The sequence below is a fragment of the Saccharothrix stipae genome (genome assembly GCF_054781895.1).
The window spans coordinates 515635-534162 of sequence record NZ_BAAGTN010000017.1; the positions used below are offsets into that span (position 1 = coordinate 515635).

22 protein-coding genes are annotated in these 18528 nt (G+C 71.1%); 12 read left to right on the plus strand and 10 right to left on the minus strand.

Annotated features, from left to right (window positions below):
* Nucleotides 1–56 precede the first annotated feature (56 nt).
* The 5 genes from ACYVLT_RS30520 (at nt 57) to ACYVLT_RS30540 (ending at nt 2643) form a co-directional block, all read left to right on the plus strand.
* Nucleotides 57–905: a helix-turn-helix domain-containing protein gene (locus ACYVLT_RS30520; protein ID WP_461123621.1), complete on the plus strand. Its 849-nt coding sequence runs from the start codon at nt 57–59 to the stop codon at nt 903–905.
* 11 nt (nt 906–916) lie between these two features.
* Nucleotides 917–1111 carry a DUF397 domain-containing protein gene (locus ACYVLT_RS30525; RefSeq protein WP_461123622.1) on the plus strand — a complete coding sequence of 65 codons (195 nt, stop codon included), beginning with the start codon at nt 917–919 and terminating at the stop codon, nt 1109–1111.
* A 147-nt stretch (nt 1112–1258) separates the two neighbouring features.
* Nucleotides 1259–1495, plus strand: coding sequence for a DUF397 domain-containing protein (locus ACYVLT_RS30530; protein ID WP_461123623.1), 237 nt, complete (start codon nt 1259–1261; stop codon nt 1493–1495).
* Between the two features lie 192 nt (nt 1496–1687).
* Nucleotides 1688–2152 (plus strand): Panacea domain-containing protein, encoded by a 465-nt coding sequence (locus ACYVLT_RS30535; protein WP_461123624.1) that lies wholly within the window; start codon nt 1688–1690, stop codon nt 2150–2152.
* Nucleotides 2153–2154: 2 nt separating this feature from the next.
* Nucleotides 2155–2643 (plus strand): hypothetical protein, encoded by a 489-nt coding sequence (locus ACYVLT_RS30540; protein WP_461123625.1) that lies wholly within the window; start codon nt 2155–2157, stop codon nt 2641–2643.
* 53 nt (nt 2644–2696) lie between these two features.
* Here ACYVLT_RS30540 and ACYVLT_RS30545 read toward each other — a convergent pair whose 3' ends face one another.
* From ACYVLT_RS30545 to ACYVLT_RS30580, 8 genes are all read right to left on the minus strand, one after another.
* The gene (locus ACYVLT_RS30545; RefSeq protein WP_461123626.1) at nt 2697–3371 is read right to left on the minus strand and encodes a hypothetical protein; all 675 of its coding nucleotides are present in this window, start codon (nt 3369–3371) and stop codon (nt 2697–2699) included.
* A gap of 74 nt (nt 3372–3445) precedes the next feature.
* Nucleotides 3446–4030, minus strand: a complete 585-nt coding sequence (locus ACYVLT_RS30550; RefSeq protein WP_461123627.1) for a cupredoxin domain-containing protein — start codon at nt 4028–4030, stop codon at nt 3446–3448.
* Between the two features lie 57 nt (nt 4031–4087).
* The gene (locus tag ACYVLT_RS30555) at nt 4088–4984 is read right to left on the minus strand and encodes a cupredoxin domain-containing protein (protein ID WP_461123628.1); all 897 of its coding nucleotides are present in this window, start codon (nt 4982–4984) and stop codon (nt 4088–4090) included.
* 23 nt (nt 4985–5007) lie between these two features.
* Nucleotides 5008–5928 carry a copper resistance D family protein gene (locus tag ACYVLT_RS30560; protein WP_461123629.1) on the minus strand — a complete coding sequence of 307 codons (921 nt, stop codon included), beginning with the start codon at nt 5926–5928 and terminating at the stop codon, nt 5008–5010.
* Entirely contained in the window at nt 5925–6614 is a 690-nt protein-coding gene (locus tag ACYVLT_RS30565; RefSeq protein ID WP_461123630.1) for a hypothetical protein, read from the minus strand. Before ACYVLT_RS30565 ends, ACYVLT_RS30560 begins: the two co-directional genes overlap by 4 nt.
* A gap of 176 nt (nt 6615–6790) precedes the next feature.
* Nucleotides 6791–8608: a dynamin family protein gene (locus ACYVLT_RS30570; protein ID WP_461123631.1), complete on the minus strand. Its 1818-nt coding sequence runs from the start codon at nt 8606–8608 to the stop codon at nt 6791–6793.
* 7 nt (nt 8609–8615) lie between these two features.
* A complete protein-coding gene (gene grpE, locus ACYVLT_RS30575) occupies nt 8616–9008 on the minus strand; it encodes a nucleotide exchange factor GrpE (RefSeq protein ID WP_461123632.1) in 393 nt (130 codons plus the stop codon).
* Entirely contained in the window at nt 9005–10537 is a 1533-nt protein-coding gene (locus ACYVLT_RS30580) for a dynamin family protein (RefSeq protein ID WP_461123633.1), read from the minus strand. The genes grpE and ACYVLT_RS30580 overlap by 4 nt, the downstream gene beginning before the upstream one ends.
* Nucleotides 10538–10623: 86 nt before the next feature.
* Between ACYVLT_RS30580 and ACYVLT_RS30585 the strand changes: the two genes are divergently transcribed.
* From ACYVLT_RS30585 to ACYVLT_RS30595, 3 genes are all read left to right on the plus strand, one after another.
* The gene (locus ACYVLT_RS30585; protein ID WP_461123634.1) at nt 10624–11163 is read left to right on the plus strand and encodes a hypothetical protein; all 540 of its coding nucleotides are present in this window, start codon (nt 10624–10626) and stop codon (nt 11161–11163) included.
* A 120-nt stretch (nt 11164–11283) separates the two neighbouring features.
* The gene (locus ACYVLT_RS30590; protein ID WP_461124151.1) at nt 11284–12447 is read left to right on the plus strand and encodes a sensor histidine kinase; all 1164 of its coding nucleotides are present in this window, start codon (nt 11284–11286) and stop codon (nt 12445–12447) included.
* A 31-nt stretch (nt 12448–12478) separates the two neighbouring features.
* On the plus strand, nt 12479–13135 hold the full coding sequence (locus ACYVLT_RS30595) for a response regulator (protein WP_053714464.1): 657 nt from the start codon (nt 12479–12481) through the stop codon (nt 13133–13135).
* 83 nt (nt 13136–13218) lie between these two features.
* Here the strand turns inward: ACYVLT_RS30595 and ACYVLT_RS30600 are convergent, their stop codons facing one another.
* Nucleotides 13219–14130, minus strand: a complete 912-nt coding sequence (locus tag ACYVLT_RS30600) for an SDR family oxidoreductase (RefSeq protein ID WP_461124152.1) — start codon at nt 14128–14130, stop codon at nt 13219–13221.
* Nucleotides 14127–14702: a TetR/AcrR family transcriptional regulator gene (locus ACYVLT_RS30605; RefSeq protein WP_461123635.1), complete on the minus strand. Its 576-nt coding sequence runs from the start codon at nt 14700–14702 to the stop codon at nt 14127–14129. The genes ACYVLT_RS30600 and ACYVLT_RS30605 overlap by 4 nt, the downstream gene beginning before the upstream one ends.
* Nucleotides 14703–14746: 44 nt before the next feature.
* Here ACYVLT_RS30605 and ACYVLT_RS30610 point away from each other — a divergent pair, with 44 nt between their 5' ends.
* The 4 genes from ACYVLT_RS30610 to ACYVLT_RS30625 all read left to right on the plus strand — a co-directional run bounded on the left by ACYVLT_RS30610 (nt 14747) and on the right by ACYVLT_RS30625 (nt 18507).
* The gene (locus tag ACYVLT_RS30610) at nt 14747–15547 is read left to right on the plus strand and encodes an HAD family hydrolase (protein ID WP_461123636.1); all 801 of its coding nucleotides are present in this window, start codon (nt 14747–14749) and stop codon (nt 15545–15547) included.
* A 220-nt stretch (nt 15548–15767) separates the two neighbouring features.
* Complete coding sequence (locus ACYVLT_RS30615; protein WP_461123637.1) at nt 15768–16688, plus strand: ABC transporter ATP-binding protein; 921 nt, start codon at nt 15768–15770, stop codon at nt 16686–16688.
* A 6-nt stretch (nt 16689–16694) separates the two neighbouring features.
* On the plus strand, nt 16695–17456 hold the full coding sequence (locus ACYVLT_RS30620; RefSeq protein ID WP_461123638.1) for a hypothetical protein: 762 nt from the start codon (nt 16695–16697) through the stop codon (nt 17454–17456).
* 142 nt (nt 17457–17598) lie between these two features.
* A complete protein-coding gene (locus ACYVLT_RS30625) occupies nt 17599–18507 on the plus strand; it encodes an ABC transporter ATP-binding protein (protein ID WP_461123639.1) in 909 nt (302 codons plus the stop codon).
* Nucleotides 18508–18528 lie beyond the last annotated feature (21 nt).

The following is an 18528-nucleotide window of genomic DNA, read 5'->3' on the forward strand; positions in this document are numbered from 1 at the left end:
CTATTGCGAGGCTTAGAGCGGGCTCCCAATCGGGTGAAGGTGATGACGCCGTGGGCATGGCACAGCAGACGGTCGAGCGCCTCCAACTCGGCGCGGCCCTCGCCCGGCTGCGCGAGACAGCGGACAAGTCGCAGCAGCAGGCGGCCGAGGCCCTCGGTCTCAGCACCGGCCGGATCAGCCAGATCGAGCACGCCAAGGGGACGCTGAGCGTCGAGGAGTTGGGCCGGTTGCTCGACTTCTACGGCGTCCACGGGTCGGAGCGGGAGACCGTCCTCGCGCTGGGGGCGGTGAGCCGGAAGCGGCAGAAGCGGCGGGGATATGTCGACAACCTGCCGCAACCCTTCCAGCGGCTCACCGACCTGCAAGCCTCGGCGGCGGTGGTCAGCTGGTACGAGTGCGGTGTGGTGCCCGGCCTGGCCCAGTCGCCTGACTACATTCGGGCCCTCCTGGGCAGCGCCGACTCGATCTTCTGGGAGACATCGGAGCAGGAGACCGCCGACCGCATCGAATTCCGCCTGCAGCAGCAGCGGCAGTTGTTGGCGGCCTCGGCCCCGCGCGCGATCAAGCTGCTCTTCACGGAGGACACCTTGCACCACGTGGTCGGCGGTCCGTCGGTGATGCGGGGACAGGTGCTCCACCTGCTCCAGATGATCGAGCAGCATCCCCGGATCAGCGTCCGGGTGGTGCCGAACGCGGTGCCCGACAACCCGGCGCTGGGCGGCGGTCTGATGGTCCTGGACTTCGCGGAGAGCACGCCTGTCGCGTTCGCGTCGGTGCTGCACGGGCCTTACACCTACTACGATCAACCGGCGGACACCGATCCGATGCGGCGGATCATCGGCCGTGTCGAGGAGTTGGCGCTCAGCGCCGACGACACCCGCGCCCTGCTGATCGGGATGTTGTGAGGAGTCACGTCGTGGAGCGCGACACCGGGTGGTTCAAGAGCAGTCGGAGCACAGCGGGCAGCAACGGGTGTGTCGAGGTGCGGTTCACCGAGACCGAGGTCGGCGTGCGGGACTCGAAGAACGCCGAAGGGCCGCGGTTGGTGTTCGCGGCCCGTGGGTGGCAGGCGTTCTTGGCTCAGGTCGGTTCCGGGATCGGTTCGGGCTGATCCACTGCCCGGTGAGGCCTCGTCGCTGTTCGGCGTGTACTTGCCGTCCTCGCCGATGCGGCGGACCATCGGCCGTGTCGAGGAGTTGGCGCTCAGCGCCGACGACACCCGCGCCCTGCTGATCGGGATGTTGTGAGGAGTCACGTCGTGGAGCGCGACACCGGGTGGTTCAAGAGCAGCTACAGCTCTGGCGGCAGCAACGGGTGCGTCGAGGTGCGGATGACGCCGGCCTTCGTCCGGGTCCGGGACTCGAAGAACCCCGATGGGCCGCGCTTCCGATTCACCTCACGTTCCTGGGGCTCGTTCCTCACCGGTCTCGCTCAGGGCCGTAGACCCAACAGCCGCGCGTCCGACGAAGGTGCTTCACACCATCGAGTGGTGTGATCAAAATCGGGCTGCTGCCTGGCATGGTGGTACACCCACTCAGGGGCAGCGTTTGAGCAGCTCAGCGGCTAGAATTAGCACTGTGTTCGACTCGATGTTCGAACGGCTTGAGCTGCTCGGGCAAGTCAGGCGGCATGTGTAACGTTCGGCATGCCCGGACAGACGCGTCAGGTGGTGAAGGGGAGGTGAGTCGTGGCGAAGGTCTTGGATGTGGCCGCCTACATCCTGTCCCGCAAGGGACCGATGACGGCCATGAAGCTCCAGAAGCTCGTCTACTACAGCCAAGCCTGGCACCTCGTCTGGGACGAGCAGCCGCTGTTCGACGAGGACATCGAGGCGTGGGCCAACGGCCCCGTGGTGCGCGAGCTGTACAAGCACCACCGGCAGCGGTGGCAGCTGGGTCGTGACGAAGCCCTGGGTGGCGATCCGTCCAAGCTCACCGAGACCGAGCGCCAGACGATCGACATCGTCCTTGGGTCCTACGGCGACAAGCCGGCGAACTGGCTGAGTGAGCTGACGCACCGCGAGGACCCGTGGCAGAACGCGCGCAAGCGTGAGAGGTTGACCGATGGCGAGCGCGGCAGCGCCATCATCTATCAGAGTGACATGTTCGAGTACTACGACAGCCTGACCAGCACCTCCGCCGAGGAAGTCTGAGAGTGGGCCGGAAGGGCCAACCGCGGGCCAGGACCGACACTCTCCCTGCTGATTCCCGGCAACGTCCGCGATCCACTCAGGCACGCGGCATCCCGACCGACAAGCAACCGCGCCGAGCGTTCACGCCTTCGGAGCCGGAAGGCAAGCTGGTCGTGCTGTTCAGCAGGATCGACCTCGACGGTCCCTGGTGCCTGACGAAGATCAGCCAGGCCCACCACCGGCACCTGCTCGGCCGCATCCAGGGCTTCGAGAGCATGACGGTCCGCGAAGCGTTCAACCAGGGCGAAGAACCCGGCAAGGACTACGCGATTGCCGACCTGCCCAACAAAGACGCCCGCAAGCGCTTGGAAGAGCTGACGTACGACGATCGTGACGAGATCAGCAGGCTGCGGATCAGCGGCCAGGGTCGGCTGTACGGCTTCCGTGAAGGCACACGCTTCTATGCGCTCTGGTGGGATCCGGAGCACATGATCTGGCCCAGCAGGAGGTAGGCAGGCGGATCACCTGCGTCCACCACCTGTGGACGCCGTTCGACAGGCTCGCGCTAATTCGGGCTGATCCACTGGCCGGTGACGGAGTCGATGCGGACCACGCCCGACACGGTCACCTTCTCGTCGGACCAGGCCTCGTCGCTGTCCGGCGTGTACTTGCCGTCCTCGCCGATGCGCCCGTGCTCGACCTCGGTCCACTCGTCGTCACCGGTGTGCCTCGACACCGTGACCTCGCCGTCCTGGGTGATCTCGGTGGCCAGGTCGGCGGTGCCGTCGCCGTCGGCGTCGGTGAAGAGCCAGGTGTCGCCGTCCTCGTCCTTCACGACCGCCGTGTCGGCGCGGCCGTCGCCGTCGGTGTCCTCGGTGGCGGGCCCGACGTTCTGGTCGGCGCCGTCCTCCATGTCGACCACGATGGCCGTGCCGGCGTTGGTGTTCGTCCGCTGGTCGCGGTCGTCCGTCGGCTCCGCGGCGATCCACTCGCCGGAGTCCTCGTCGAACTCGGCCTGGGCGACGAGCTCGCCGTCCGCGTCGAACGTGCTCATCAGGTCGGCCTGGCCGTCGCCGTCGGTGTCGCTGAACGCGAGGTGACCACCGTCGTCGGTCTCCACGACCGCGCTCTCCTCGACACCGTCCTGGTCGAGGTCGTAGGTCGCCTCGGCGGTGTACTCCTCGTCGCCGACCGTGACCTTCAGCTCGCCGTCGGCCGCGCCTGTCTCGTCGATGTACACCTGTGTCCCACCCTCCTGCGTTCCGTACCGGTAGGACTCACGTTATGCCCGTTCGGTTCCGCTGCGGAACCCCGTCACCGCCCCTCCGGCCGGGCACCGATCAGGAGCAGGCAGAACGTCGTCACGGCGGCGACCAGGCCGGCCAGCAGGAGCATGGGTTCCAGGCCGTTGGCCGGCGGCGGGGCGGCGGCCACGACCTGCACCGGGGCGGCGGACGTGGTCGTGGGCACGGCGGTGGCCGGTGCGGTGTCGTGAGCCGGGGGGACCGCGACCGCGGCGGGTGGTTGGTCGACCGCGGGCGGCGGGGTCGTCGTGGTCTCCTCGGGCAGCACGGTGACGCGGGCGCGCATGTCCGGGTGCACCGAGCAGTAGTAGTCGTACGTGCCCGGCAGGGTGAACGTGAAGCTCCACGACTGCCCCTGGGACAGCAGCGGTGACCGGAGCACCGCAGGCCCGGCGGATGACAGCACGTCGTGCGGCGCCTGGTCGTGGTTGGTCCAGGTGACGGCCTCGCCGACGCGCACGGTCAGGTCGCCGGGCTGGTAGGCGTATTGGGAAATGGGGACGTGGTGGCCTTGGGCGGCACCGGCACCGGCACCGGCCGCGGCGGCCGGCGACCCGAGGACCAGCAGGAACACGGCGACGAGCAGGACGCGCATGAGGTGGTCTCCCAGGAGCGGGGCGACCCGGGCGTCGTCGACCGGGTCGCCGGCTGATCAGCAGGTCGCTTGCGCGAACACCGGGTCGAGCATCTGTTCCAACATCACCGTGTGGGACTTGATGTACTGGTCGAACGCCAGCGCGTCGTCGACCTGCTGGAGCGGCGAGGTCTCCAGGTGCGCCGCCTTCACGTGGGCGAGGAGCGGCGCGAGCACGTCGGCGCTGAGCGAGCTGTTGAGGGCCGGGTCGAGCATCTGGCCCAGCAGCACCGTGTGCGACTTGACGTACTGGTCGAACGCCAGCGCGTCGGTCACCTGCTGCAACGGCGACCTCTCCAGGTGGGCGGCCTTCAGGTGCGCGATGAACGGCTCCAGGGCCTCCTTGGGGACGCACGACGTGGGCGGTTCACCGGTCGGCGGCGCCGTGGTCGTCGTGGTCGGGTGGGTGGTCGGGTGACCGGTGGTGGGCGGTGTGGTCGTGACGGGCGGCGCGGTGGTCGTGGTGGCGCCGCCTGTGACCGTGACCGAGGCCTTCATGTCCGGGTGCAGCGAGCAGTAGTACTGGTAGCTGCCCGCCTTGGTGAACGTGAACGTGTAGGACTGGCCCTTCTGCAGGGTGGGCGAGGTGAACTTCTCCGGGCCGGAGGTGACCACCACGTTGTGCGGCGCGGTGTCCTGGTTGGTCCAGGTCACGGTGTCGCCGACGGTCACGGTGAGCGTCGCGGGGCTGTAGGCGTAGCCGGAGATGGTCACCGACTTGGCGGCGGCCGCCGCCGGGGCTTGCGCCGCCGCCGCGTGGTGGCCCGCTTGGGCGGCCAGGTCGACCTGGCCGACCGGTGTGGCGGTCGGCGCCGAGGTGCTGACCGCGGCCAGGCTGAACACCGCCCCGGCTATGCCGAGGACGGCCGTCACGAGGGCGAACCGACCGCCCCGCCGGGGTTCCGTACTGTCCACTCTGGACTCCTTCTCCATTCGGATCACCGGCCAGGGCTGGCGGTGACGAGGAAGCCCGTCGCGCCGATGACGGCGATCGCGAGCACGGTCTCCAAGGCGACCGAGCGGGCGAACGGCGCGACGGAGGTGGCGGCGTTGGCGGTTGCGCCGGCGGGTGCGTTGGCGGCGAGGCGGCGGTCCACCCACCTCTTGCTGAACAGGCCCGCGGCGAGCAGCACGCCGAACAGGCCGAGCTTGATCACCAGGATCCGGGCGTAGTCGGTGTCGAAGCGCCACCCGTTGAGCCGCCAGGCGAGCACGCCCCCGGCGACGACCAGCGCGGACACCGAGCCGAGGGCGAGCTTGGAGTAGCGCGGCACGACCTCGGCCAGCGTCGCCGGGTCCCGGCGCGGCAGGACGCCGAGCAGCAGCAGCGCCAGCCCGCCGACCCACAGGCAGATCGCGGCGAGGTGCACCAGCACGGCCACCTGCGCCCACCAGCCGAGGTCGGGGGCGTGGCCGGTCATGCCGCTGGTCCGCAGCACCCCGAACGCGACCGCGCCCGCGCCGACCCGCCAGGGCAGCGACGTCACGGCGTGCTCGCCGCGGCGCAGCAGGTCCGCGAGCACGACGCCCGCCAGCACCCACAACAGGCCGCGAGCCACCCACACCCGGCCGAACGGGATGTCGAGGACCGGCAGGACGACGCTCAGGTCGACCTGCGCCGGTGCGACCTGGCCGATCCAGGCGGCCTCCATGAGCAGACCGGCGACGGTGCCGAGCAGGCCGAGCAGCCAGGCGGCGAGGAGCAGGCGGGCCGGGCGGCGCTCGTTCGCGCCGGCGGGCCAGAGGAACGCCAGGAACGCCGCGCCGCCGAAGAACAGGACGGTGCCGGTGTAGTCGACGATCCGGGCCAGGGTGAACCACGACTTCGCGGCGTCGCCGGCCGCCAGCGCGAGGCTCACGGCGTGCTCAGCAACCCGACGACCCGACCGTCGGCCGGCTGGACGAGCAGGCCGCAGCGATCGCCGAGCAGGCCGTTGAGCTCGGCGTTGCTGGTGCCGGCGACGGGCAGCGCGCCGGTCGACGTCGCCGTGCCCGCCACCCCGGAGAGGTCGGGCAGGCCACCGACACCGATCACCGCCGCGCCGGCCGGGCCACCGGCGGGCACCACGCCGCCGAGCAGGCCGCCGAGCACGCCCGTCAGACCGCCGACCAGCCCGCCATCGCCCGGCACCGGCAGCGCGGCGGTCAGGTCGGACACCACCGGCAGCCCCTCGACCAGCGCGCCGAGCCGCGTCAGCAGGGCGCTGATCGCGTCCACGTCGCACGGCGGCTTGGGCGGGGGCGTGGTGGTCGGCGGTGGCGTGGTCGGCGGGTGGGTCGGGTCCGGGTGGTCGCCGCCGGGGTGGCCCGGGTGCGTGGGCGAGGGGTGGGTCGGGTTCGGGCGCGGCACGACGGTGCCCTGGTGCTGCGGCTGTCCGACCCGGATCACGGGGACCGGCTCGGCCGTGCCGGTCACGTGGTCCGGCGACGCCGGCTGGGCCGGCGGGTGCGCGCTCGCCTGCTGCTCCGCCGCCACCGTCGGCGCACGACCCAGCCCCGAGGCGAACCCGAGGACGACGACCACCGTGTCGAAATGGTCAAGCACCTGTTAAGTGGATCGCCACAGGAATCGCCACAAGGAGGGAGAATTAGGCAACACCGCGTTAAATTGCACCCACAACAAGGCTCTCACCTGCACGAACGGTGTCAATCTTAGGCCGTTCGAGTGACCTGCCGTACTTACCTCAAGAATAGCTCGTCAGTCACGGATTGTTATTAAAATCAAAGGCGGTCGCGCACGGCCCTGATCCGGGCCAGCAGCTCGTCCACCTTCGTCCGGCCCGCGGTGAGCTCGGCCAGCCGGCGGGTCACCGATTGCAGCGCCCTGGCGCGCTCGCCTGCCTCCATCCGCAGCGCCTTGTCGACCTCGCGCAGCTCGGCCTCGATCGCGTCCACCCGCTTGCCCAGCGCGTCGTCCAACGCCAGCGACAGCTGCTGCTCCGCCTCGATCAACTGCTCGGCCACCAGCTGGTCCACGGTGGACCGGGCGTCCGCGATGGCGTCCGACAGCCACTGCTTGAGGTGCTGCTTGTCGGCCGAGTGCTTGCGCGTGCGGGCCATCCACCAGCCCGCGCCCAACCCCAGCGCGATGGTCACCGGCAGCACGATCGGGTTCAGCGCGGCCACCCCGAGCCCGGCCAGCGGCAACGCGGCCAGCCGGCCCGCGCCCAACCCGCCGGACACGCCCATGAACACCAGCAGCTTGTCCTCGGCGGTCGGCGCGCGCTTCTCCGGTGGCCGCAGCACGACCGGCGGCGTCACGCCGCGCGCGAACTGACCGCGGATCACGGCCAGCTCCTCGGGCGAGAACAGGTCCGCCAACGCCGAGTCGGCGACGCGGGACAGCCGCACGGCCAGCCCGGCGCTGATCCGACCGGACACCACCTGCAACGCCGTGTCGACCTCGTGCGGCAACGTCGCCAACCGGTCGCGGTCAGCCGCGTCGATGGCCGTGCGGAACCACGTCTGCACGTCCCGCATCTGGCGGCTGACCTCGTGCGCGCCCTCCACCCGCGCGCGCTGCACCTCGCCGCGCAGCCGCACCTGCCAGCTGCGCGTGGACGAACGGCGTTGCGAGTTCAGCTCGTCCCGCCGTTCGCGCAACGTCTCGGCTTCCTCCTCGCCCGACGACAGCGCGCGCTTGTCCGCCTCGTTGCGCGCGATCAACTCGTCCAGCACGGTCGCCAGCGCCCGCAGCCCGTTGGCCTCGCCGAGCATCGCCGCCCGGCCGACCACCAGCTCCTGCAACGCCTCCTGCAACGCCCCGATCCCGGACCGCTCGCGCAGCATCGCCGCCGCGTCCGGGTTCGGCGCCTTGGCCGCCAGCTCGAACATCCGCGACGACACCGGGTGGAACACCGCGCCGCGGAACCGCGGCGCGTGCTCGGCCAGCAGCGCCTGGTCGGCCTCGAGCACCTGCCGCCAGCCCCGGTACTGGTCGACCTTGGTCAGCGCGAACACCACGGTCTCGACGCGTTCGCCGACCGTGCGCAGGAAGTCCAGCTCACCGCGGGTGAACGGGGCCGAGGCGTCGACCACGAACAGCAGCGCGGTCGCGGTCGCGGCGGCCTCGGCGGCCAGCTCGCCGTGCACGGAGTCGAGGCCGCCCACGCCCGGCGTGTCCACCACGGACAGTCGTTCCAGCAGCGGGATCGGCGCTTCGACCTCGACGTAGCGCGGCGGCAGCATCCCCTCGGGCAGCTCGTGCGCCGCCGACACCCAGTTCACGATCTCGGACCGGTCGAACGGCACCGGCGACATCGACCCGGCGTAGCAGGCGCGGGCCGACCACTCCGCGCCGTGCCGGAACACCAGGTAGGTCGCGGTCGCCACCTCGGCGTCCACCGGCGAGAGGCCCGGCGTCGCCAGCAGGGCGTTGACCAGCGAGCTCTTGCCCCGGTTCGTCTCGCCGACGACCACGACCGACGCGGGACCGGCCCGACGGGTCTCCACGAACGACGCGGCCGACGGGTCCAGCGCCCGCACCAGGTTCGTCAGCTTCTCCCTGGTCTGGCGGACCGTCTGGGGCAGGGTGCTCATCGGTCCCTCAGCGCGCGGTGTAGACGGTGACGATCGGCGCGCGCAGCGTCCGGCCGCGGTCGGTGAAGCCGACCACCTCGGTCTCGGCGACCACGCCGTCCAGCGACGCGTCCGGCGTCGGCACGGTGCCGCCCGCCTCGTGCCGCGACGGGTCGAACCGCTCCCCGTCGGGCCGCAACGCGGTCACGCCGATGGCCGCCAAGCCCTCTTCGAGCCGTTCCACCACACCGGCGCTGCGGGCGCGGTCCAGCGCGTACAGGCAGAGCTGCACGAGAGCGCGCCGCTCGGCCAACGCCTGGTCGAGCAGCTCGTCGGCGATGGTGGTCTCCAGCGTGATCTCGCCTGGGTGGGTCTCCACAGCGTGCTCGGACGCCGCGCCGCCCTGTTCCGTTCCGCTCATCGCCGTCCCCGCAGTTGTTGCCAGATCAGGAAGTACGCCCGGTGCACCACGTGCGCCACCCGGCTCTGCGCCGGCGTGGCGCCGAACGAGGCGAAGGAGCGCCACCAGCCCGCCCGTTCCAGCGCGTAGGCCATCAGCTCCTGCGGCGGGCGGCCGCGCAGGCCGAGCTGCTCGGCCACGTCCGGCGAGCTGCCGAACCGCAGCACCTCTTCCACCAGGTCGTTCGGCATGGCCACGGCGCCGGACGCGACCAGGGTCAACGCCTCCAGCAGCCGCAGCTGGTGCGCCTCGGGCTTGGCCAGCAGCACCTCGATGGCGTCGTGCACGCGTTGCCGCTCGTTCGGGTCGCCGGAGGCGGCGGCCAGCGCGGTCACCGACGCCAGCCCGGCGGCGGCCTTGATGCCGTCGGCCCGCGACCGGAACACCGCGTTGAGCTTGGCCCGCACGCCGTCGAGCCCCGAGGAGTCGAGCAGCCTGCGGCGCAGCGCGCCCGCAGTGATGTTCGGTTCGGCGTCCATCGCTTCGAGCGCCTTGCGGACGCCGTAGAGGTCCAGCTTCTCCAGCAGCCGGGTGCGGGTGCCGACCGGCACGTCGCACTCCCAGCTCACGAACAGGTCGGCGGAGATCAGCATGGTCTCGCGGGTCGCGTCGTCCAGCTCCGCCAGCTTGCGCAGCGCGTCCGCGTCGGCCGAGGTGAAGCCGCCGGTCTCGGTCGACTCGGCGACCAGGCCGATCACCGGCAGCACGTCCGCGACCCGGGGCTTGAGGGTGAGCGCCTGGCGTTCGGCGAGCAGCACGGCGGCCCGCCACGTGTCGCCGTCGGCGCCCTCCACGGTCTCGGCGGCGATCGTGTCGGCCTTGTTCAGCACCGCGATCGCGTTCACCGGGCCCGCCTCGCGGCTCGCGGTGGCGGCGGTGAACGCGGCCAGCGCCTGCTGGTCGTCCGCGCGCACGCCTTGCGTGACGACGTAGAGCACGGCCTCCGCGCCGGCCACCGCGTTGCGCGAGACCGGGTCCAAGCCGTCGGCGCCGGACACCGCGCCCAGCAACGCCTCGGTGCGCGCCACCGACGCCGCGTCGAGCGACCCCAGGCCGGGGGTGTCGATCACGGTCAGGTCGCGCAGCACCGCGTTGGTCAGGTAGGCCTCGATGTGCGACACCCGGTCGACGTCCACGCCCAGGTCCGGCGGGATCGAGCCGTTCGCCTCGAACGGCAGCACCTGCTTGCGGCCGTCGGTGAACACCACCTCGATCCGGTCCACCGTGCCGTACTGGAAGCGGGTCACCAGCCGGGTGCACTCGCCCACGTCCGTCGGCGCGACGCGACGTCCGATCAACGCGTTGACCAGCGTCGACTTGCCGGACTTGATCCGGCCCGCGACGGCGACCTGCAACGGCGCGGACAGCCGCCGCAGCACTTCCCGCAACCCCGCCGCGGTCGACGGGGACACCTGGGGTTGCAGACCGACGCAGAGGTTCGCGACCGCCGCCGAGAGCGGACCGGCGAGCTGCTGGGCCTGCGTCGTCACGCCGGAGATCGTGCCACGTGGGGGTGACGCGCGGTTTGCGAACGCGGCGACCGGGGTATTTCCGCGACCGACGAGGGAGGTCCGCCATGGAACAGGGATATGCGGTGTTCCTGCTGCTCGGCGTGGTGCTGGTGCTGATCGACGGCCAACTGATCTATCGCAGCGGCAAGGGGTACATGAGCCGCGCGTACGGCGACCCCGAGGCGGCCAGGTCGATGACCCGCCTGGCGACGGTGCTGTTCCACCTCGTGGTCCTCGGGCTGCTCGCCATCGTGTCGATCGTCTCGGTGAACACCGGCGACCCGGTCAAGGACGTCGTGGTGAAGCTGGGCGTCATGCTCCTGGTCCTGGCGCTGGTGCACGCGGTGACCATGATGATCCTCGGCCGCATCCGCGACCGGCAGCTCCAGCAGCAGCTGGCCGACGAGATGTCCGAGGACCACCGCCAGTACGAGCAGCAGCGAGCCGTGCCGGCGCAGACGCGCGTCGAGCCGGTGGAGTCGGTCCAGCCCACCCAGCCGGCGCCGTCGGCACACCTGGCGCAGCCGGTCCCGCCGGTGCACGGCGCGCCCGCGCCGAGGGTCGAGGACCAGGTCGACCCGACGCAGATCAAGACCACTCGGTAGGCGGTCGCGACCGGGGCGGTTTTCATCCGCCTTGAGGATTAGCGGGGGTCAACCCGTGGCGCGACGCGCGGCGCTTCGACCGGTATCTAACCTGGTCACGTGCGGCGACTGAGCCTGTGGATGCGAGCGCACCCGGTCTTCGGGGATTCCCTGATGGCCGGGGTGCTGCTCGTGTTCGAGCTCGGGGTGCTGGCGGCCAACGAGGCTGCCGTGCCGGTGCCCACCCTGCTGTTCGTGGGCGCGATGATGATCGTGCCGGTCGGGTTCCGCCGCAAGCACCCGCTTGGCTCGTCCTACGTGATCCTGTTCGGCGGGGCCCTCCAGCTGCTCACCCACGGCGACCTGGAGACCGGGCTGCCGATCCGGTTCGCGGACTTCGCGCTGGCCATCGCGCTGTACACGATCATCGCGTACGTCGGCAGGCGGCAGGCCCTGCTGTACGCGATCTGGCTGGCCGTCGGCACGTTCGTGTGGGCGCTGTGGCCCATGGGCGCGGGCGTCGAGGCCGCGTTCATCGTGTTCGTGATCGCGGTGATCTTCGGGTTCAGCTGGGCGATGGGCGAGTTCGTCGGCGCCCGCCGCGCCTACAACCGGGAGCTGGAGCAGCGGCTCAAGCTGCTGGAGACCGAGCGCGACCAGCAGGCGCGGATCGCGGTGGGCGAGGAGCGGTCGCGGATCGCGCGCGAGCTGCACGACGTGGTCGCGCACGCGGTGAGCGTGATGGTGGTGCAGGCCGACGGCGCGAGCTACGCGATCAAGACCAACCCGGACCTGGCCGAGGCCGCGGTGCGGACCATCGCCGACACCGGCAGGCAGGCGTTGACCGAGCTGCGGCGGCTGCTGGGCGTGCTGCGGTCGGAGGACCAGTCCGGCACCCAGTGGGTGCCCCAGCCCGACGCGGGCGACCTGCACGAGCTGGCCGAGAACTGCCGGGCCGCCGGGTTGCCGGTGCGGCTGGAGACGCTGGGCGACCTCGACGCGCTGCCCGCGGGCCTGGGCCTGGGCATCTACCGGATCGTGCAGGAGGCGTTGACGAACACGTTGAAGCACGCGGGTTCGGGCGCCGCGGCGACCGTCCGCGTCACCCGGGCGGGCGAGCACGTGGAGGTGGAGGTGACCGACGACGGTTTCGGCACGCCGCACGACCTGGTCGCGGTGTCCGGCGGGAACGGCCTGATCGGCATGCGTGAACGCGCCGGCGTGCTCGGTGGCGCGATCGAGGCGGGCCCCAACCCCGGCGGCGGGTGGCGGGTCCGCGCCGTGCTCCCGCTCGTCCCGTCATAGGGTGCCGGTCGTCTAGGGAAAAGGTGGCAGCGTGATCCGCGTACTACTCGTGGACGACCAGGAGCTCATGCGCATGGGCTTCCGGATGGTGCTCGGCGCGCAAGAGGACGTCGACGTGGTCGGTGAGGCGGCCAACGGGCTCGACGCCGTGCAGCTGGCCGAACGGCTGCGGCCCGACGTGGTGCTGATGGACGTGCGCATGCCCGTGCTCGACGGGGTCGAGGCGACCAAGCGGATCGCCGAGGCGGGCACCGCGAAGGTGCTCGTGATGACCACGTTCGACCTGGACGAGTACGCGTTGTCGGCGTTGCGCAACGGCGCGTCCGGGTTCCTGCTGAAGGACACCCCACCGGGTGATCTGGTGTCCGCGTTGCGGGCGGTGGCCAGCGGCGACGCGGTGGTGTCGCCTTCGGTGACCAAGCGGCTGCTGAGCCGGTTCCTCGGCGAGGGCGGCGGCGAGCTGCGGGACGCGGCGGTGCTGGAGGCGTTGACCGAGCGGGAGCGCGAGGTGCTGGTGCTGATCGCCAAGGGCCTGTCGAACACCGAGATCGCGCGGAAGCTGTTCCTGTCCGAGGCGACGGTGAAGACGCACGTGGGGCGCATCCTGGCGAAGCTGGAACTGCGCGACCGCGTGCAGGCCGTGGTGCTGGCCTACGAGACGGGGCTCGTCCGACCCGGCGACGTCTGACCCGGCGACGTCTGACCCGGCGACGGTCTCGCCAGGTGGCGGTCTCGCCGGGTGGCGCCTGGCCGGGCCGGACGCCCCGCGGGTCAGCGGTACCGCGACGGGTCCGCCGTGGTCGGGTCGACGCCCGGCTTGAAGACCTCCTCGTACCAGCGGCCCCAGTCCGGCCGCGAACCGTCCAGGTCGGTGAAGCCGTACTCCCGCATCAGGGTCCACGACGCGAGCGCCTTGCCGGTGAACCGGTGGCGGTCCGGGTCGGCGGCCAACGCCGCCACCGCGCGGCCCACGTAGTGCGGCGTCTCCGACATCGCGAAGTGCGGCTCCTTGGCGACCGCGTCGCGCCAGCTCCCCTCGGTCACGCCGAAGTGCTCCAGCATCTGCTCCGACCGCAGGAACCCCGGCGTCACCGAGACCGACGTGCCGCCGAACGCCGCCAGCTCCTTCGCCATCACCGTGCCGATCCGGCGGATCGCGACCTTCACCGAGTCGTAGGCCAGCGACTCGCTGTAGAAGTCGTCGCTGTCGCCGTCGGTGACCTCGACCAGCAGCCCGCCCGGCGTGCGGATCAACAGCGGCAGCAGGCGGTGCAGCGTGACGAAGTGCGCCTCCACGCTGTTGCGCCACATCCGCAGCTGCCGGTCCAGGTCCTGCTCCCAGAACACCTTGAACTCGGTGTCGGCCTCGCCGCCCCACACGTCGTCCACCAGGACGTCCAACCGCCCGTCCACTTCGGACTCGATGCGGGCGCGGAACGCGTCCACGTCCGCCGGCACGGTGAAGTCGCACCGCACCGCGACACCGCGGCCACCCGCGGCCGTGACGAGCTCCGCCGTCTCCTCGATCGTCTCGTCCCGGCCGATCGGCGACCTCTGCTCCCTGGTCGACCGGCCGCCGACGAACACCGTCGCGCCCGCCGCGCCCAACTCGACCGCGATGGCACGTCCCGCTCCGCGCGTCGCGCCCGTGACCGCCGCGACCTTGCCGTCCAACGCCTTCATCGTCTCCCTCTCCACGCGTCCAACACCGCGTCCACGTCCTGCGCCAGCCGGTCGGCCAGCTCCCCGCGAGGCCGGATCGACCAGTCCATCGACACGCCGTGGAGCAACCCGGTGAGCACCCGCGCCGCGCGTTCCGGTGGGGGGCCGTGCGGGAGATCCACCTGTCGGGTGAGCTCCAGCACGGTCTGCTCGGTCGTCGCGTACAGGTCGGCGAGCAACGCCCGCAGCCGCGGGTCGATCAGGTCGACGCCGAGCTGCGCCAGGTGGTTCTGCGCCTCGGCCGGGTCGACCACGCCCTCGAACCAGGTCAGCAGCGCCGCCCGCAGCCCGTCCACCGGGTCCGCCGCCCCGGCCGCCGCCGCCCGCATCCGGCGCACGTTGTCGTCGCTGGTCTGCCTGGTCAGGGCCTGGAGCAGGCCGCTCTTCGAGCCGAACCGCCCCGCCACCGTGCCCACCGAGACGCCCGCCCGCTCGGCCACGTCGGCGACGGTGAACCCCGGTCCGCGCCGGGCGATCACCTCCGCCGCCGCGGTCAGCAACCGCTCGTCCGTGATCGTCTTCGGTCGTGCCACCCCGTTATTGAACCACGGTTCATTAATCGTCGCCCAGTAGGGTGATGACAGTGACCTGGAGACCGAGCCTCATCGCCCTGGACATCGACGGCACGATCACCCCGGTCGGCCGTGAGGACGTGGCGCCCGCCGTGCGCGCGGCCATCAACCGGGCCGTCGACCATGGCGCCCGCGTAGTCCTGTCCACCGGCCGCAGCCTGGTCGGCACCCGGCCGATCGTCGACGACCTCGACCTGCGCGGCACCACGGCGATCTGCTCCAACGGCGCGGTCTGGTGGGACACCACCACCCGAGAGGTCGTCCGGAAGGTCGAGTTCGACCCGGGACCCTCGGTGGACCGGTTGCGCGCCCTGCTGCCCGACGCGGTGTTCGCCGTCGAGCTGACCGGCGTGGGGAACCTGTCGTTCGGCCGGTTCCCGGACGGTGACCTGTGGGGCGAGGTGCGGGAGGTGTCGTACCAGGAGCTGGTGGACACCCCGACGTCCCGGCTGGTCGTGCGCTGGGTCGGCCGCACGCCCGAGGAGCTCGCGCTGCGGATGCTGGACGTGGAGCTGCCCGACGTGACGGCGTCGTGCGACCACACCGAGCCGTGGCTGACGCTCTCGCCCCCCGGCGTGACCAAGGGGGCGGCGCTGGAGGCGTTGCGGAGCGCGCTCGGGGTGTCCGAACAGGACACCCTGGCCATCGGTGACGGCTCCAACGACGTGGAGATGCTCCGGTGGGCCGCGCACGGCGTCGCCATGGGTCAGGCGCCGGTCGCCGTGCAGCAGGTCGCGGACGCGGTCACGGGGACGATCCTGGACGACGGCGCGGCGGCCGTGCTGGACCGGTACTTCGCCGCGTAGCCACCTCGCCCGTCCCACCCTCGGAACGAGCCATCCCTGAGAACGAGCCGGCAACGGCCTAGGGGACAACTCAGGGTGAGCACGGATTACTACGACCGAGGTATCGGCAACGATAAGACTGAAGTCGCACCGACGAGTCAACTACAGACCGATGTGCGAACCCCCTGGATCGGGCAAGGTTCACCGCAGTCCGGGGGATGTGTCGTCCAGGGGAGAAACCATGATCGAGGCTATCGGCCTCACCAAGCGCTACGGGAAGACGCTGGCGGTGGACAACCTGTCCTTCACCGTCGAGCCCGGTCGGGTCACCGGCTTCCTCGGCCCCAACGGCGCGGGCAAGTCGACCACCATGCGCATGATCCTCGGCCTCGACCGGCCGACCGGCGGCAAGGTGCTGATCGACGGCAAGCCGTACGCGCAGCTGGACCGCCCGCTGCGGGTCGTCGGGGCGCTGCTGGACGCCAAGTGGGTGCACCCCAACCGCTCCGCGCGGGCGCACCTGCAGTGGCTGGCCAAGTCCAACGGCCTGCCCGACCGCCGGGTGGACGAGGTGCTGGACATGGTCGGCCTGGCCAAGGTCGCCAAGCGCCGCGCCGGGGGCTTCTCCCTGGGCATGTCGCAGCGCCTCGGCATCGCGGGCGCCCTGCTGGGCGACCCGAAGGTGCTGCTGTTCGACGAGCCGGTCAACGGCCTGGACCCGGAGGGCATCCTCTGGATCCGCAAGTTCATGCAGAACCTGGCCGCCGAGGGCCGCACCGTGCTGGTGTCGAGCCACCTGCTGTCGGAGATGGCGGTGACCGCCCAGGACCTCGTGGTCATCGGGCGCGGCAAGCTCATCTCGCAGTCCAGCACCACCGAGTTCGTGGAGCGGTCGACCGAGAACACCGTCCGGGTGCGCAGCCCGCACGCGGACAAGCTGGGTGCGATGCTCATCGACAAGGGCTTCACGGTCCGTGAGGACTCCGACGGCTCGCTCACCGTGTCGGGCGCGAGCAGCGACGAGATCGGGGACATCGCGGCGGGCAGCGGCGTGGTGCTGCACGAGCTGAGCCCCCAGCGCGGTTCGCTCGAACAGGCATTCATGCAGCTCACCGGCGATTCTGTGGAGTACCACGCCGAACTCGCCGAGACGGGGAAGTGACCACCGATGACTCTGCTCGCCGTTGAACGGATCAAGCTCTTCACCACCCGCTCGCCGTGGTGGTGCATGTTGCTGGCGCTCGGGTTGACCGTCGGCATCACCGCGATCATCGCGGCCAACTGGAGCGACTCGCCGATGCCCGTGCTGGGCGCGGTGTTCACCCACACGTTCGGGCTCTACGTGGTCATGGTGATGGCCGCGCTCGCGGTCACCACCGAGTACCGCTTCGGCACCATCAAGTCGACGTTCCAGGCCGTGCCGGACCGCATCTCGCCGATGATCGCCAAGGCGGTCGTGGTGGTGCTGCTGTCGGCCCTGGTCGGCCTCGCCTCGGCGTTCGGGTCGTGGGGCCTGAGCTGGGTGCTCGCGGACGACAACTCGCAGCTCGCGCTGACCACCGCCAACGACTGGCGGCACATCGCCGGCGTCGGCCTCGTCTTCGCGGCGGGCGCGCTGCTCGCCCTGGGCGTCGGCGCGCTGGTGCGGCAGACCGCGGGCGCGGTGTCGATCATCCTGGTGTTCGCGCTGGTCGTGGAGAGCGTGGTCGGGTTCATCCCGAACATCGGCGACGACATCCAGAAGTGGATGCCGTTCACCGTGGCCAGCAAGTTCATCTTCGGCGACCCGGACCCGAGCTCGATCCCGGAGGGCGCCGGGCCGCCCGCGATCGGTGAGCTGAGCCCGTGGGGTTCGCTCGCGTACTTCGCCGGCATCGCGCTCGCGATCTACGTCATCTCGCTCGTCGTGGTGAAGCGGCGGGACGCGTAACGCGGACGTCCGCGGCGCCGGCGTCGGGGGTCGGCGCGCGGACAACGGGGGAGAGGGAGGAGCTCGGGTCACCGTTCGGGGGGTGGCCCGGGCTCCTCTGCCCTAGGTTTCGCCACAAGCGTTTGATCGGACGGGAGATGTCATGATCGAAGCGACCGGCCTCACCAAGCACTACGGCAAGACCGTGGCCGTGGACGACCTGTCGTTCACCGTCCAGGCGGGCCGGGTCACCGGCTTCCTCGGCCCCAACGGCGCGGGCAAGTCGACCACCATGCGCATGATCCTGGGCCTGGACGCGCCCACCCGCGGCCGCGTCACCATCGACGGCCAGGACTACCGGTCCCTGCACCAGCCGCTGCGGGTCGTCGGGGCGCTGCTGGACGCCAAGTGGGTGCACCCCAACCGCTCCGCGCGGGCCCACCTGCAGTGGCTGGCCCGGTCCAACCGGATCCCCACCAAACGGGTGGACGAGGTGCTGGACATGGTCGGCCTCACCCAGGTCGCCAAGCGCCGCGCGGGCGGCTTCTCGCTGGGCATGTCCCAGCGCCTCGGCATCGCGGGCGCGTTGCTGGGCGACCCCAAGGTGCTGATGTTCGACGAGCCGGTCAACGGCCTGGACCCGGAGGGCATCCTCTGGATCCGCCAGTTCATGCACCGGCTGGCCGACGACGGGCGCACCGTGTTCGTCTCCAGCCACCTGCTCTCGGAGATGGCGCAGACCGCGCAGGACCTCATCGTGATCGGGCGCGGCAAGCTCATCTCGCAGACCAGCACCGCGCAGTTCATCAAGGACGCCACGGAGGACACCGTGCGCGTCCGCTCGCCGCAGCTGGAGAAGCTGCGCGAGCTGCTGGACGGCCGCGCCCGCATCGCCGAGGCCGCGGCGGCCGACGGCGCGCTGGTCGTGCACGGGGTGGAGCCCGCGTTCATCGGCGAGCTGGCCGCGTCGAACGGCATCACGCTGCACGAGTTGAGCCCGCAACTGGGCTCGTTGGAGGAGGCCTTCATGCAACTCACGAAGGAATCCGTGGAATACCACGCGACCGACTGACCGGACCGGGAAACGGATCGC

Coding starts and splice junctions, on each gene's coding strand:
- ACYVLT_RS30570 (WP_461123631.1), bottom strand. CDS start 8,608: ATGAGCACCCTGCCCCAGACGGTCCGCCAGACCAGGGAGAAGCTGACG.
- ACYVLT_RS30550 (WP_461123627.1), bottom strand. CDS start 4,030: ATGCGCGTCCTGCTCGTCGCCGTGTTCCTGCTGGTCCTCGGGTCGCCG.
- ACYVLT_RS30620 (WP_461123638.1), top strand. CDS start 16,695: ATGACTCTGCTCGCCGTTGAACGGATCAAGCTCTTCACCACCCGCTCG.
- ACYVLT_RS30600 (WP_461124152.1), bottom strand. CDS start 14,130: ATGAAGGCGTTGGACGGCAAGGTCGCGGCGGTCACGGGCGCGACGCGC.
- ACYVLT_RS30590 (WP_461124151.1), top strand. CDS start 11,284: ATGCGAGCGCACCCGGTCTTCGGGGATTCCCTGATGGCCGGGGTGCTG.
- ACYVLT_RS30625 (WP_461123639.1), top strand. CDS start 17,599: ATGATCGAAGCGACCGGCCTCACCAAGCACTACGGCAAGACCGTGGCC.
- ACYVLT_RS30585 (WP_461123634.1), top strand. CDS start 10,624: ATGGAACAGGGATATGCGGTGTTCCTGCTGCTCGGCGTGGTGCTGGTG.
- ACYVLT_RS30520 (WP_461123621.1), top strand. CDS start 57: ATGGCACAGCAGACGGTCGAGCGCCTCCAACTCGGCGCGGCCCTCGCC.
- ACYVLT_RS30615 (WP_461123637.1), top strand. CDS start 15,768: ATGATCGAGGCTATCGGCCTCACCAAGCGCTACGGGAAGACGCTGGCG.
- grpE (WP_461123632.1), bottom strand. CDS start 9,008: ATGAGCGGAACGGAACAGGGCGGCGCGGCGTCCGAGCACGCTGTGGAG.
- ACYVLT_RS30610 (WP_461123636.1), top strand. CDS start 14,747: ATGACAGTGACCTGGAGACCGAGCCTCATCGCCCTGGACATCGACGGC.